Origin of the sequence: Symmachiella dynata (assembly GCF_007747995.1) — a bacterium.
GTDB classification, from domain to species: Bacteria; Planctomycetota; Planctomycetia; order Planctomycetales; family Planctomycetaceae; genus Symmachiella; species Symmachiella dynata.
The window spans coordinates 5,393,783-5,409,417 of record NZ_CP036276.1; the positions used below are offsets into that span (position 1 = coordinate 5,393,783).

The 15,635-nt window shown below is 55.8% G+C and carries 10 protein-coding genes; 6 read left to right on the forward strand and 4 right to left on the reverse strand.

What is annotated here, in order from left to right:
* Window positions 1-363: 363 nt before the first annotated feature.
* From Mal52_RS20410 to Mal52_RS20425, 4 genes are all read right to left on the reverse strand, one after another.
* Window positions 364-2,067, reverse strand: a complete 1,704-nt coding sequence (locus Mal52_RS20410; RefSeq protein WP_145378366.1) for a PQQ-binding-like beta-propeller repeat protein — start codon at window positions 2,065-2,067, stop codon at window positions 364-366.
* A gap of 353 nt (window positions 2,068-2,420) precedes the next feature.
* Entirely contained in the window at window positions 2,421-3,311 is an 891-nt protein-coding gene (locus tag Mal52_RS20415) for a TlpA family protein disulfide reductase (protein WP_145378367.1), read from the reverse strand.
* A gap of 310 nt (window positions 3,312-3,621) precedes the next feature.
* Window positions 3,622-4,506: an indole-3-glycerol phosphate synthase TrpC gene (trpC, locus tag Mal52_RS20420; protein WP_231962402.1), complete on the reverse strand. Its 885-nt coding sequence runs from the start codon at window positions 4,504-4,506 to the stop codon at window positions 3,622-3,624.
* On the reverse strand, window positions 4,487-5,380 hold the full coding sequence (locus tag Mal52_RS20425) for an alpha/beta hydrolase (protein ID WP_197534358.1): 894 nt from the start codon (window positions 5,378-5,380) through the stop codon (window positions 4,487-4,489). The genes trpC and Mal52_RS20425 overlap by 20 nt, the downstream gene beginning before the upstream one ends.
* Window positions 5,381-5,792: 412 nt before the next feature.
* Between Mal52_RS20425 and Mal52_RS20430 the strand changes: the two genes are divergently transcribed.
* From Mal52_RS20430 to Mal52_RS20455, 6 genes are all read left to right on the forward strand, one after another.
* Entirely contained in the window at window positions 5,793-6,818 is a 1,026-nt protein-coding gene (locus Mal52_RS20430; protein ID WP_145378369.1) for a hypothetical protein, read from the forward strand.
* A 422-nt stretch (window positions 6,819-7,240) separates the two neighbouring features.
* Entirely contained in the window at window positions 7,241-9,079 is a 1,839-nt protein-coding gene (locus Mal52_RS20435; RefSeq protein ID WP_197534359.1) for an HTTM domain-containing protein, read from the forward strand.
* A gap of 347 nt (window positions 9,080-9,426) precedes the next feature.
* Complete coding sequence (locus Mal52_RS20440) at window positions 9,427-10,962, forward strand: DUF1549 and DUF1553 domain-containing protein (RefSeq protein WP_145378371.1); 1,536 nt, start codon at window positions 9,427-9,429, stop codon at window positions 10,960-10,962.
* Between the two features lie 22 nt (window positions 10,963-10,984).
* On the forward strand, window positions 10,985-12,313 hold the full coding sequence (locus tag Mal52_RS20445; protein ID WP_145378372.1) for a DUF1501 domain-containing protein: 1,329 nt from the start codon (window positions 10,985-10,987) through the stop codon (window positions 12,311-12,313).
* Window positions 12,310-13,953, forward strand: coding sequence for a CREC-EF hand family protein (locus tag Mal52_RS20450; RefSeq protein WP_145378373.1), 1,644 nt, complete (start codon window positions 12,310-12,312; stop codon window positions 13,951-13,953). The genes Mal52_RS20445 and Mal52_RS20450 overlap by 4 nt, the downstream gene beginning before the upstream one ends.
* Before the next feature lie 77 nt (window positions 13,954-14,030).
* Window positions 14,031-15,629, forward strand: a complete 1,599-nt coding sequence (locus tag Mal52_RS20455) for a UbiA prenyltransferase family protein (protein ID WP_145378374.1) — start codon at window positions 14,031-14,033, stop codon at window positions 15,627-15,629.
* Window positions 15,630-15,635: the final 6 nt, after the last annotated feature.

Below are 15,635 nucleotides of genomic sequence, written 5' to 3' on the forward strand. Positions count from 1 at the left end.
CTCGCACGGATCGAACCCCCGCCGATTAGGACTCCAAAAACACCTGGAAAATGGGGATTTGCATGCGCCAAGCGGTCCCTGAGGCGCATTTTCAGGTTTTTCTCAAAAAACTCTGAAACGGGTGTCCGGTTTTTCCAATGCGATGTGATCCGTTTGGTAGCAAAGGGACGACGGTTCCCCCAGCCACACAAAAATCGAACATGAGCGATCTCTGTTTAGGGGCAGGGAGAAAGGGTGTTGGAATTGATGGACTTTTTTTAATGGACACCAATCCGACACGGGGCAGATCCCGTCCCCGCCTTCGGGCGGCGGACGGGATTCTTTCATGCGCCGGGTGGTTGGTCGCGACGCAACACCAATCCACTACGGTTGCGGCGTGGAATTGACCGCCACGTCGTTGGCCTGCCGCAGCGGCAACTCAAAGGCGGCCGCTTCGCGGTCGTTGCGGACGATCAGGATATTGCCCGACAGCGTGGGGTGATTCCAGGTCTTGTCGCCCAGCGCCGCCAGCGTGGCCAATTTGTGATGTTCCTCCGGCGTGGCTTCGACCAAGACGACCTTGCCCGATTCGGATTGAACCAGCAAAACGTTGCCTACCAGCAGAATCTGTCCGTGGCCGTAACGGCCTTTCTTCCATTGGCGTTCACCGGTTCTTACATCCAGGCAGGTCATGATTCCGTTGTCCATGCCGTACACGAACCCGCCCTGCACCACGAAATTCGACATCTTGGATTTCAAATTCCGGTTCCGCCAAACTTCGGTCACCTGCCACTGGTCATTTTCATGAGTGATCCGCAGCAGCGCTGCTCCCGTGCCGTAACCGGATGAGACCAACACGTGGCCGACATTCGCAGCATCCTCGCCGAGTCCTTCGACAACGATCGGTTGGGCGACGTTGACGCGCTGTGATTCCCCTTGCGTCAACCAGGGGTGCAGCCAGAGCGGTTGTCCCTGTTCATCAAATCCACGCAATCCCGCCCCATTAAAGCTGAGGAATTGCGTTTGCCCGGCGAGTTGTACAAGGGCCGGTGAGGCGTATCCGGCAGGATCGTCGCCGCCGTGAAAAAGTTCGTCTCCTTGGGCGGCGTCATAGGCGACAATCGCACGCCCTGCTCCCCCACCGGGTGTGACGATGACGCGATTCTCAACAACCAACGGAGAGCCGGACATGCCCCACAGAATGTTTTGCGATGCCGGATCGGCGAGTGTATTTTGTGTCCAGATCGAGGCGCCATTGGCGCCGTTGATGCAGGACAATTGTCCCAACGCGCCCATCGTATAAACGCGGCCGTCGACGATCGTGGGATTCGCCCGCGGACCGTCGCCGTGTGTATCGACAAAACGCTGTGGGTTGCTCGAGACCCATTCCTCGCGCCCTGTTTTCAAATCGTAGCAGACGACTGCTTCCTCTTCGCCGCGTTGTTCTTGTGTGATGGCTGCGTCGCCGGATACTGAAAAACCGCCCCAGCCCAATCCGACCGGATGCCGCCACAATTCGCGAGGCGGATAGGCCGACCAATCGGTTTCCAAGGCGATGTTGTTGATCACGCCGTCCCGGGCCGTCCCCAGAAAGCTTGTGTGATCGTTCGCGCGAGCCACGACATCAATACCTGTGGCGACTTCGGTGGCTTCAGCCGCTTCAGCTGCGTGTTGTGATTGAAATTCCGCAAACTGTTCCTCCGCAGTCGGCGTCCACCGCCAAGCAAAACGGGGGACCATGCCGCCGGAAAAACTTTCGATGCGTAGTACTGACTTGAAGCCTAAAAACAATACGAACATTAACGCTACAGCGGTCAACACGGTTCGGGATTTGGGACGAATCCAGATCACAGCGGCAATCACGACAATAATCGCCAGAGCGCCGGCAATCAACGGCGTCCGCATTTGATCGAGGCCCAGATAGAAGGCTTGGAACTCCGGATGTTGCGCCAATCGGGCCAAGGAGACGACGATGGCAATCACCACGCCGATGCCCACTGCCTGGAACGCCAAAACGATTTTTGCTGCTGTGGTCGTGGGAGGCACTTCAGCGGGGGGCGTTGTGCCTTGAGTTGTTTGCTCGGACATAGTTTGCGTTCCGGTCGTACGGGGTTTGGCAGGTGTGCGGGGGATTGTCTTGGCCGATGTCACCGCTGTTTGCTGTGCGCAGGCATCTCCAGCAGCGCAGCGCGGTGTCCTTCGAAAAACTATAGGTCACGACGTAGCAGGAGCAAATTTTGCCTCAGCCGCAGAGAGAAGTGCCCGCAAAACCGGCGCAATCAGAACCGCAGGGCTGATTCGCGGCGAAAATCACATGCCGCCGAGGGGAGAAGAGCTATCGGAGCGTGCGCGCACATTACTTGCGATGGATCGCGATACATCGAAAGGGGGCACGAATACCAAGATGGCGAGAAGCGTTAGAGCAATCCCGGAACGCCGGATTATTGATGCTGCACGAGCGAACGTTGATCCAACATCGAGGGGGCGGGAGTTCGCAAGGAGAGATCTTGACGGCTGAGCCGTTCCTTGGATCTCTCGATGATATCCTTGCCGGAAACGAGTGATTGCAAATCATTGCTAATATCGTCGCCTAAGGAGTCAATGTATCCCACATGGATGCCTTGCACGATCCCCTCACTGTCGATGATGGCAGCAAACGGCAATTGTCGCACCAAAAACGCATCGGCAACCTCTTGCTTCAAGTCAACACCGACCTGGAGTTCGAGATTGTTTCTCGCTAGATACTTTTTGATCGTCTCGATCCCTTCACCATCATTGATGGCGAGGAGTTGCACTTGCTCCTCGGAATAGCGATCGACTGCCGCTTTCAATGCGGGCAATTCATCTTGGCAAAGGTGGTTGTAACTCGCCCAAAGCACAATCACGAGAATCTCGGAGGATTCGTGCTGCACCAAATTGACTTGCCCGCCTCCCGCGATGGGGACGTTAATGTCGGGCGCGCTCTCGCCGATCATCGCCACGATGGGATGTTCCGGTTTGGCCTTCACGCGGGGCAACGATGCGGGATCAGGTGTTCGCGAGGACCGCGCTGTATCACGCTCGCTCACCATACCGTATCCGCGCGTCGGGTTCGCCGGCATCGGTTCGGTATTGCGGCGGTTGGGATTCCTCTTTGTGCGGCGGGTATCGGATTTTGCTCCCGTCGGCACCGTGGCGATTTCGCTGGAATGCACCGTCACTTCGGTGTTGGCAAACGGATCGTTATCCATCGTTCCGCCAGCAGTCGCCGGACTGGCTGACGAGCCGCCACATCCACTGGCCGAGATAAGGGCCAGCGACATCGCGAGGCTAAAAGTTAGGCGAAACAGCATAGGTTTGATTCCCGAGCGCCGAAGTTTTGAATGTGTGAGCGAGCCCGCCTTCGCACTTTCAGTAACAGCAATTACAACACGTCCACAGAACTTTGTCTACATGATTCGTCGTAGTCTTGATGTAATTCAAACAATCATTCCACAACAAATTTTCTTTTTTCCATGCGGACCATCTAATCCGCCGTGCCCATAGGACGTCATGACTGAGCGGTTAGTTCCCGCAAATGAACCGTTGGACCAACAAATTCCGTTCTTGCCACCTCTCGGCGGTCGACTCCATCGACTGGCAGGCCAATACAGGGACTCCATACTATGCCTGTGCGTTTTTCCCCAACAAACTCCCGAGAGCCGCACCAATATCCGCAGAACGCATTAGGGTTTCTCCCACAAGAATCGCGTCTACCCCCGCTTGCTCTAACCGGACCACATCGTCACGACAGCGGATTCCGCTTTCGCTCACGAAAATAGTCTCAGCGTCTACCTGTTGGTGCAGTGTCAGCGAATGCCCGAGATCCGTCTGAAAGGTGCGCAGGTCGCGATTGTTGACTCCCACGATTTTGGGTTTGACGGAAAGGACACACTCCAGGTTTTCCGGTTCGTATAGTTCCACCAGGCAACTCATCCCCAGGGAATTCGCATAGTGATACAGGTCAGCCAGCGTGTCAGGATCGAGGCATTCGGCGATCAACAAGATGCAATCCGCTCCAGCAACGCGGGCTTCCAGCACCTGATAGCGATCTAAAATAAAGTCCTTACGGAGCACCGGAATGCCGACCGCCTGTCTGACCGCGCGCAAATAATCCAGGTGTCCTTGGAAAAAATGCTCGTCCGTCAGCACGCTGATGCAGGCGGCGCCGTGCTGCTCATAAACCTGGGCAATGGCGACCGCATCGAAATCCTCGCGGATCAAACCAGCCGAGGGGGAAGCCTTTTTGACTTCGGCGATGACGTGCATTGGTGCAGCTGTGTTCAGTGCCGCATGGAAATCACGGATCGGTGGTGCGTCGGCCAGTTGGGTTTGCAAGGTGTCCCACGGCGTGCGCTGCTGCGCAGCTGCAATTTCGCCGCGCTTATAGTCCACAATTTCGTCCAGGATGCTCAAGTTGATTCCTCTATGTGTCGTTCCTGCCATGCCGACAGCCAGATCGCCGCGCCGTGCAGCGGTCGGGATATCATCACGATGATTTGGCCGCATCGGCTGCAGCTTGTTTTTGGGGAATGGGGTGCCGCTCCCCTTCAGCGCGCAGTCGGCCTTCTTTCAAAAATCGGAGCGTGTAATCAATCACCTCCGGGTCGTACATCAAGAACGAATGCAAACGGTGCACTGTGATGAAATCGGTGGCGCCGGGGAGTCTGGTATTCTCCACGGCCACGGTGCCGTCATCATCGCCGGGAAGTAGCGGATTGTAACCATCCAGCGTGCCGCGACTTCCTGCGATCACGGCAAACTCAAAATCGGGTGTCGGAAGTCCGGCAATAAAACCGTCGGGATCCTTGGCCAATTGCTGCCCCGCTGGTCCCCATACCGTTTTGTACAGCCAATTGTGCTTCAGGTCCTTAGCCAGTTTTGCTCCCAGGTTCGGCACACCTAACATCACGAGGCGGTTGATGCGTTTATCTCGATGTTTCGACAAATACGAGCGAACGACCAATCCCCCCATACTGTGAACAACAAAGTTGATTTCCTTGACGCCATCCAACGATTCAATCACCTGATGCAGATAGTCAGCGGCGCTGCTAATGTCGATCCGTGTGCTGGCATAGTTAAAACCAATCACTCGAAAGCCGTCTGCCTCCAATCGTTTGCGGATGGCATTCATCGAGCGGGCAGAACGGACGATGCCGTGAACCAAAATGGCCGTCCGGCCCGGCTTGGGCAGGATTTCCTGTTTGTTTTTAATCATTTCCAGTGCGGCAAAGCATTCCTCGCGCGTTCCCCATGCATGACGCACGTCCTCAGGATCGAGCAATCGACAGTGTCCGGTCGAACTGTGTTGTTGCACGTGCCAGCCATGGAAGAAGTGGACATCCGACCAGAACTGGACGCCTCCCATCGTTTTGAGTTTCAAATTCGGCCTCCAAGTTTGCTCCGTAGTTGCCGGATTTGTCCCTGGTTCTGCGGCGACGGACGATAGCGGTGAAGCGAGGCAGATCAGGGCGAGAAGGGTAGCGCGGCAGGAGTTCATACTAAAAATTGACGCAATCGTGTGGCGGATATCACGCTGAAACATGTGAATTCTCAGAAAATTTATGGCAGGGACGATTCATTCAGAGTTTCGCAGATTGTCCTTTTTGCTGCAATTCCTGGTTGTTAATCCTCCCTCACGGATCAAATTCACACCAATTTGGATTCGTCTCGATTGTCCGTTTGTGCCGATGGAAAGGAAAGTAACGGGTTTCAGCCGAGCTTCGTGATGGAGCGCTGCCTATGGGGCGTTCGGCGAACCGTAAAACGTGGGGAACGGGGGAGGCGCAGACAACATGAAATTGATCGCGAGAAAGCTCCGTCGGGGCCGGTGGGCCGGTCCGTTGGCACTTCTATTGACAGGGTTGCTGACTAGCAGTCTGCAAGCGGAGCCACCATTGATGGAACCCTCGGAAGTTCTCTCCGAGGACTTTCAAGATGGCGACATCTTGCAAATTCAATTCCAACAAGCCCGGGCCAATAACAATGCTCGCGCCTGGGCAACGGGTACCTCTTCGGACGAGGCCAAACGGGCAGCCATTCAGGCATTGCCGCTGAACAAGTTGACCCCCGCCGACCGCAACCGGGTGGCGGAAGTGGTGAATTCGTCTTCCATGTTTCGTCGCATGCCCACAATTGTCTTCGAAAGCGACCCGGATGCCTACGAGTTCATGGTCTATCACCCCGATGTGACGGCCAGCATTTGGCGAGCGATGAAAATCTCCAAAATGCGATTGTGGCAAACGGGGCGTTTTGAATTCGAGGGAGACGCTGAAGATGGGACAATCGGCACGATGGACGTCGTGTTTCAAAGCCCCAACCTCAACTTAGTGTTTTGTGAAGGCGAATTTAAGAGTCCACTGATCCCCAAGCCAATCCGGGCACAGTCGGTGATCCTATTGCGGACCGGTTACTCGAAGGAAGCCAACGATAAGATTTACATTACGCATTCGGCCGATTTGTACGTTTCGTTTCCGTCGCAAACGGTCGACAACATTGCCAAAATCTTGTCCCCCATCAGTGGCCGGATCGCCGATCGCACATTCAGTGAAATCAGCACGTTTCTAAAAATGATGTCGATGGCGATGACCACTCGCCCCGGCTGGGTCGAAAAACTCTCCGGAAAAATGGGCGGCATCCCCGACCTGCGTCGCACTCAACTGCTGAAACTCACAGCCAAGGTGTACGCAGCTGAATTGAAACGGCAGGACCAAGCCGGCGCGACCACCGTTTCCGGCCAATCCCCGGTCCGAGACAGCAACGCTGTTCGCCGCACCACGCGCCGCAGCAACTCACTGCCGCTCCGCGCCCCACGCCGTTAGCCTCGCTTCAGAGTCCGCACAGACGATTGCGCGGACCTCATTGGAGAATTTTTCTTGGCCCATTTTTGAATGGGTTGGCCGAGTACGGGCTAAGTCCCCCGCGGTGCATGGAACCTGGGCGATGCGCAATCGCCCATTTCCCCGGTTACCATCGCACCGTGGAGCCTGTGCGGCAGATTCAACTGCGGTCCGATTGTGACGATTTCGCGGGTTGAACGCTCATCCATCCGATTCAGTGAATCCGTGACGACACGCCTCCCAGTTGTCTGCTATGCTGAACGTACGGCGAATGTACGCTTGTCGGTATAAAAAATGGATTGCGGCCGCGGCGATTTCGCAGGATGGCATCAAGCCCTGCGCATGAGGCATCTTCCCATGCGTCGACGTTCCCCCCCTCGAACTTGCAACCAAAGTCACGACCCATGTGGGCAAATTTCTCTGATAAATTAAGCCGTGAAGTCGACGGTGCATCGCTGGCCGTTGTGCGGATGGTGACTGCTGCGGCGCTGTTTGTGCTGGCCGTCGGTGTGCTTGTCACCGGCCGCGTTCCCGAATTGTTTATGTCGCTGGGGTTACATTTTCAATACCCTCTGGCGACGTTCGTCAAACCGTTGCCGGGGAATCTTCCCTACGCGCACATGGTGATCATTGCTCTGACCGCCGCCGCTGTCTTCGTCGGTTGGCGGACGCGACTTTGTAGCGTGCTGTTGTGTGCGGCGACGCTGTATTGGTTTCTGCTTGATCCGCTGTATTACGACGACGGTTATTATCTGCTGGCGTTGATGTCGATTCTCGTCGCATGGCTGCCGGTCAATCGTTGGATGTCAGCCGACCGCCAACTGGGACGCGAAACCCGTACCACGGTTCTGGGATGGCAACCGTGGTTGGTGCAGATGCAGTTGTTGTTTGTCTATTTCTTCTCCGGTCTTTCAAAACTCAACGGCGATTGGCTGTCGGGTGCGCCGCTGGTCGAGCGATTCGCGCTGGCCGATGCACCCGTCGGCGCGCAGGCGGCCGTTGGCATTGCCTGGGGCGTGATGCTTCTGCAACTGAGCCTCGGTTTCCTACTGTTGTGGCGACGCAGCCGCGGCGTGGGACTGGTCTTGATGACAGTGCTGCATTTTGCGGACTGGATGTGGCTGAACATCGGTGTCGCTCCGGTCATGATGTGGGCGTTGAGCTTTGTTTTTTGCTCGCCGGATTGGCCTCGCCGGATCGTAGCGCGACTAGCTCCAACGATAACGCAGTGGCCGTTTTTGCAGTCGGGATGGAAGGTTACGCGGCGAATCGGGGGGACCGTCGACGCGGCGTTTTCCTGGTTCGACGATAGCCCCGTTTTCAAAAAGACTACCACCGCACGCCGCAGTGGTTCTCAGACCCCGCAACCGAAAACACGCAGTGAAACTATGATGGGCGAAGCGACAAAATATTGCGTCGTCGCATGGTTGTTGCTGCAAATTATTTTACCGCTGCGGCACTTCGCCTATCCCGGCGACTCCCGCTGGACCGACGAGGGACGACTCTTTGCGTGGTGGGGCGAGACCTACGACAAGCAAGGGGATTTGTCGATGACGCTCATCCTGCCGGACCGGCAATTGATGTGGACGATCAATCCCCGCAGCGAATTCCCCGTCCCGCTGGACATCATGTTTTCACAAGCGGAACTGGAAAGTCGTGGCTTGGCCGGCGGCATGTTGCAGGATATTGTGCTAGCAAACGATGATGAAGTCATGCGGGATCTAGTGCAGGTCCGCATTGAATCGGCCGGCCTTAGTCCCGAAGATGTGGGCCGTCTCGACGACGCCTCGTTCGATATCGCCCGTTTGCAACTCTCCGATTTCGAACATGCTCAGATCATGCACCATCCCGAATTGTTACGGCAATATTGTGTGGTCGTGGCTGACACGGTCGCGAAAATCAGCCCGGGAAATACCCGTCCGGTCGTCGAAGCTGAGTTGATGGCCTCATTGAATGGGCGCGCGCTATCAATTTGCATTCCCGAAGAAAGCCAACTCTCCGAAGAATCCTTTACGTTAGGCCCGTTTGATTGGATTGCCCCGCTCAACACGCCGTTGCCTGCCGTCGAACAACGAATTGCCCTTGTACGGACGCAAGGCAGCGACATCGACCCCGATACCGTCGAATCCGCTCCATCGAGCGAAAAGACCAAAACGGCCGAACCGGTGCTCGCTCCCGGGATTTCCGAAGCCGACGAGGAATGGTTTCAGGCGGCTTATCCGGCGCACTCCGAGGAGGAGTGATAAAAGAGTGGCCGGTGGTCAGTGGCCGGTGGCCAGAAAACTTAGGGAGGCGGCGCATTTTCCTGTCGCCTCACGCCTGTAGCCTCGTGCCTATTCCGCCGCAGTTTTGTTGACTCCGCTTGTAATGTCGCCGCTGCGGGAGGATAATAATTTGCGGTTTCGTGCGAATAGTGTGTTGTCTCACCGGTTTTTGGTATTCCTGCTGAGATTTTTGCACAAATATGGCTGCTGCGGGCATCTTAAACGCGGCGGCATGCATGTTGGCATTCGCAAAAGAGCGTGCATCTGTGTTTGACGCCCCGTGGAGTTCTCCCAATTAAAACAGTTCGCTATCGAGGGGGCGAACAATGAAGCGCTTGATGGTCTTGGTGCTTGTGCTGACCGGTGTAACAACCGGAGCAGGGCAACTCCGCGCCGATGATGTGGCTGATTTAGCGGCAACCATTGAACAGCGGATCTCAGCGCGGTGGGAGGCGGAAAACGTCGTTCCCGCTCCCGAGACGGATGATGCGGAGTTTTTGCGCCGCGTCTATTTGCATTTGACGGGCAAAATCCCTCGCGTGTCGGAAGTGCGTGCCTTTCTGGACAATCCGTCCGCCAATAAACGTCGCGAATTGGTCGACGAATTATTGGAAAGCCCTGCGTACATCGTCAACTTCACCAGCGTCTGGCGGTCTTTGATGATTCCCGATGCGGAAGCGGATCCTCAATTCGGTGGCGGCATTCCCGCCTTCGAGGCTTGGTTGCGCAAACAACTCACCAACGACGTGCGGTACGATGTGATGGTCCGTGAGTTGCTGACTGCCGCCGAGAATGCGCCGCGCCCGAATTTCAACCCCGGAATGCCGGTCGAGTCCAGTCCCTCCGCGTACTTTCAGTCCAAACAAAACAAGCCGGAAGTCATCGCCGCTGGTGTCTCGCGGCTGTTTTTGGGTGTTCGATTAGAATGTGCCCAATGTCACGATCATCCATTTGCAAAATGGCAGCAAAAGGACTTCTGGCAGTTCGCCGCCTTCTTTGGCGGGCCGGGCAGTGGAAAAACGATGATTCCGGAAACAAAACAGGTCGTCGAAGCCACGTACTTGAGCGGGGAGAAGGCTGTTTCCAAACCGGGAACTTCAGATTATCGCGGCGACCTCGGCGATTGGCTAACGAGCCGCGAGAATCCTTATTTCGCCCGTGCCGCGGTGAATCGAATGTGGTACCACTTGTTCGGTACGGGGTTGGTCGACCCGGTCGATGATTTCGATGAGAACAATCCGCCCAGTCATCCCGAGTTGTTGGACGAATTGGCCGAAGCGTTTGCCGCGCATGACTTTGACATCAAATTCTTGCTGCGGAGCATTGTGGCGAGCCGAGCGTATCAACTCACGAGTCGGCAAACCGACGATAGCCAGTCCGATCCGCGGCTGTATGCAAAAATGGCGATTCAAGGTTTGACCACCGAACAACTGTTTGACAGTTTGGCTGAGGCGACCGGATTTTTTGAATCCAACGCCGATCGCAATCCGTTGAATATCAACGACAGTTCTGAACGGGCGAAATTTCGGCAACTGTTCGGCAACGAAGCGGGTGGACCGGTCGATGCGGAAACGACCATTCTGCAAGCGTTGGCCTTGATGAACGGCGAATTTGTTGAAACAGCTACCGACCTTGGCCAAAGCACGACCTTGACGGCAGTGGCTGAGTCGCCATTTTTGGACACACCGGAGCGGATTCGCACGTTGTTTTTAGCGGCGCTGTCCCGTTATCCCTCAGGGCCGGAACTTGAAAAAATGGTCGCGTACGTCGATTCGGGCGGCTCGACGGATGATTCCAAAACGGCATTGGGAGACGTATTTTGGGCGTTGCTCAATAGTAGCGAATTCATTTTAAACCATTAATCGCGGTTGGGAGTTTCAGGCCATGTTGAAAGCCACACGACGCGATTGGATGAGCATGACGGCCGGCGGACTGCTGGGGGCTTCGATGTCGCGGTGGATGCCGCTACTGGCAGCCGATACCGCTGCGGCCGCCGAACGAAAACGTTCCTGCATTCTGTTGTGGATGCCGGGCGGGCCGAGCCAGATGGATACGTTCGACCTCAAGCCGGAGCACAAAAACGGCGGTGAATTCAGCGAGATCGAAACGTCCGTGCCGGGTATTCGCATCAGCGAACACCTGCCGCAATTAGCGAAACAGATGGACGAGTGCGCGATCGTGCGTTCCATGAGCACCAAAGAGGGAGATCATGGGCGAGCGACGTATTTGATGCGGACCGGTTATTTGCCGCAAGGGCCGCTTCGTCACCCGACGCTGGGATCGTTGTTCTCTAAGGAACTCGCGCAAACCGAGGCCGATTTGCCGAATTTTATCAGTGTGGCTCCGTATCGTTTTCTCAGTCCCGCCGCTTTTGGGCCGGGATATCTGGGCCCGCAATTCGCCCCACTGGTCGTCGGCTCCGCGCAGCCGGGCCAGAATGATGATGACGAGAACTCCCTACAAGTTGAAAACCTGAAACTCTCCGATGCGGTGAACACGGCGCAAGCCGGTGCTCGATTGCAGCTATTGGAGGAAATCGAAAACGGCTTTCGCGCGCAACGTCCTGGTGTGGCCGTCAACAGCCATAAAGCAGCCTACGATCAAGCAGTGCGGATGATGCAAGCCGGCGGCGCTGCCGCCTTTGACCTGACCGAAGAGTCGGACGAAACACGCGACCAATACGGTCGCAACCGCTTCGGACAAGGCTGCTTGCTGGCGCGGCGATTGGTGGAACGGGGCGTGCCGTTCGTCGAAGTGTCGCTCAGCAGTGCCGCGGGAAACGCCGCACTCGGTTGGGATTCGCATCAAAACAATTTCGAAACCGTTAAGGACCTCAGCGAGGTGCTGGATGCTGCCTGGGCCACTTTGATGACCGATTTGAAACAGCGGGGTCTGTTGGATTCGACATTGATTGTCTGGATGGGTGAGTTCGGTCGTACCCCGGTGATCAACGCCAATGCCGGCCGCGATCATTTCCCAGCCGCGTGGTCGACCGTGTTGGCCGGCGGTGGGATCAAAGGGGGACAGGTTCACGGCAAGACGGGCGAGGATGGTATGCAGGTGGCTGAGAACCCGGTCACGACTCCCGACTTACTCGCGACAATTTGTGCGGCATTGGGAATCGATCCCCAGAAACAAAATATGTCCAACGTCGGCCGCCCGGTGCGTATTGTTGATCCCGAAGCGAAGCCGATTCAGGAGGTGTTGGCATGAAGCGCGCCGCAACAGTCCTATTGACGGTTGCGTTGTTACTTTGCGCTAACGTTGTGCGCAGCAATACTGCGTGTGGCGGCGAACCGGGCGAACTGGAGTTGTCGGATGTGCGTGATTTTTTGTTTATGGCGCCCGAGCGACCGTTGTTCATTCGACTGCACATTCAAGTCGATGGACGTAGCTTTCGAGAACAACCCGACGTCTTGGCCGAGCGGCTATTTGCCACGTTAGACACTGATGAAAACGGTGCACTCAACGAGAAAGAAGCGAAAGAAATTCCGCCCCGCAATCGTTTTCGCGATGCATCTCAATCGACGCCGATCACATTTGCGGAGCTTGACCGCGACAGTGACAGCCATATCTCTCCGGACGAGTTGCGGCGGTTTGTCCGACAAAACGTGGGAGAACCGCTACAGATCGAACGTCCTCCTGGCAGCCGGAAACTGGATGCTGAAATTTTCAACCAATTGGATGCGGGCAGCGACGGTGTGGTGACAGCCGAAGAGATCCTCAACACGCGGACCAAGCTTGCCAAATACGATATCGACGACGACGAAACGCTCAGCAAACTAGAATTCGCCGCGTTGCTCCCTCCCGTCAACGCCGACACGGCCAGCGTGGGAACAACGTTGATCGCATTGGACAACAGTCGCTGGCAGAGTGACGTGGCTTTGAAGATATTGAAAGTCTATGGAAGACCATCCGCCAGCCACGGCGACCGGCGACAGTTGAGCCGCGAGGAATTGGGCGTCGACGCGGCAACGTTCGCGAAACTGGATGCTGACGGGGATGGGGGGTTGAAATTGGCGGAAATCACCGCACTGGTGCAGGATCCAACGCCGCAAATCGAGTTGTTAGCCGAGCTCGATTCTCGCCGGAAACGAACCACGGTCTCGCCGATATCGGAATCGGCAGGTGTGGACTTTCGGCCGGGTCGTAATGGACGGCTAACGTTAATGATCCCGGGAACGGAAATCTTGATTGATTCCGAACGTAGCGGCGTGACCGCGCGTGATGAATCCAAATTGTTCCGCCTGCGATTCTTGCAATCCGACAGGGACAAGAACGGGTATCTAGACGAAGGTGAGTTCAGCGGACTGGAACTGACCGGAGCGGAGTTTGCCGCCGTGGACCGTGATGGGGATGGGATGCTGATGGTCAAAGAAGTCACCCGCTATGTCGATCAACGGATGTCATTGGCCCGCAACCAGATCAGCCTGTCAGTCGCCATAGACGGAAAGAGCCTGTTTGACATGTTGGACGTAAATACTGACCGCCGGTTGAGCCCCCGCGAGTTTCGTGAAGCGATGTCGCACCTTGAAGTATGGGACATCAACCAGGACGGGCGTTTGGTTTTGGCGGAGATTCCCAGTAAGTACAAGCTCACATTTTCGCTCGGGCAATCGTTGTTATTTCCCGGGGGCGCGATGGCCGCGCAGCCAGAAAACATGGAGGCGCGCCGTCCCGATGCGAACCGGGACGCACCAGTTTGGTTTCAAAAAATGGACCGCAACCGCGACGGTGATATTTCAAACCGCGAATTCCTGGGGCCGCCGACAGCCTTTCAGTCAATCGACAGCAACAGCGATGGTTTGATTGACGTTGAGGAAGCGAAAGCGATCGAAAAAACGTCGCCATGACAAATCGGCAAGTATCAGACATAATGCGAAGCAGCGAACCAATCTCGCGCTTGTAAGTTGTTCGAAGGAATCAAGACATGACGGAAACAGCAAAAATGCTCAAGCGGGTGGGATACCGACGGCGGGCTGCGTTGTTTGGACGCAGTTTCTATCGGGCGTTTCTCGTGCTGGCCGGTCTCTACGCGGCTGTCTTGTTGTTCAGCCGTTTGTCGGGCAAAATCCCCGATCGTTTCGACCCGCTCACGCTGTTGGTGATTCCCGCCGGAGCCATCTTGTGGGGCTGCCTAGCGCTGCGACGTCCGACGGATCCGGAATTAGCACGGCTGGTCGATCAAACAACCGACACCAAGGATCTCTATTTAACGGCGGCGTTATTGTCGCAGTCTCCCGGCGACTATGGGCCGCTCGTCACGCGTGACGCCGAACAGCGGGCAACGAAAATCAAACCCGACGTGGTCGTTCCCTTTCATTGGCATCGGCGTCTGGCGCATGTGGTCTTGGCGCTGGTTGTGTTGTTCGTCGCGACGCGTGCTTTCCCACAGTTCGATCCGTTCGGCGACGTGCAAATGGCGCAGGCGGAGGAAAAACGAGAACAAGATCTGGAAAAAGGGCGTAAAGCCACGAAACTGCGGACTGCGCAATTGAAGAAAAAAAGCGACGGGATGAGCGAGGAGTCCGACGAGGTCGCCAAAGCGGTTGAGAAATTAAAAAATGATTTCAAAAAAACCAAGCGGGGCGACCGAAAAGGCAACTCCAAAATGCTGGGCCAACAGCAAAAAATGCTGGGTGAGAAATGGCGAAAGCTCAATAACGAAAAGCTTAAGGAACTGTTCAGCAAGTCGTCGAATTCGAATCAACAATTCGGCGGCATGAGCAAAGCCAAAATGATGAAATGGAGTCGTGAACTGCAAGACGGCTCCACCGAAAGTTTGCAAAAAGAGATTGACGCGATCAAATCGGAATTGCAAAAGCTGGCCAAGACAACCGACCCGGTGAAGAAGGCGGAGTTGCGTGAAAAAATTAAGCAACGGCTCCGCGACCTGGAAGAGTTGGCATCGAACAAGCTCGACTCCAAACCACTGGCCGCCGCCGTCAAACGGGCGCTGAAGGAATTGGAGGCGTCAAAACGCGACGGCTTATCCACCAAGGCTTTGGAAGCACTCACCGAGTCGATGGCACTGGTCAAAATGGAGTTGAAGGAAGTCGCGCAATCCGCCAAGGACCTGCAGGAATTGGAAAAAGCGCTGGCGGCGATTCAAGCGGCGAAAAAACTGAACGGCGAAGGAGAACTCGACGGCGAAGGGATGGAAGACCTCGAATCGCTGGAGGACTATCAAGAGTATTACGAACAAATGCTGGCCGAGATGGGCCAGGGAGAAGGTCAAGGGACCGGCGGCGAGGGATTTGGCGAAGGGGGCGAGGTGGATGAGAATGATGAGCTGAAGTCGAAATTCGTCAACGAAAAATCCAAAGCAGAAATCCGTCCCGGGAAAGTGTTGCTCACACTCAAAGACAAAGGACTCAGCGACCGCGGCGACGCCAAACAGGAATACCGCGATTCCATTCGCAAAGTGAAACAGGGAGTCAGCGAAGCGATCGTCAAGGAACAGGTTCCTCCCGGGTATTTAGAGGGCATCAAAAGCTACTTCGACACATTGGAAGAGAACGAACAGTAAGGACCT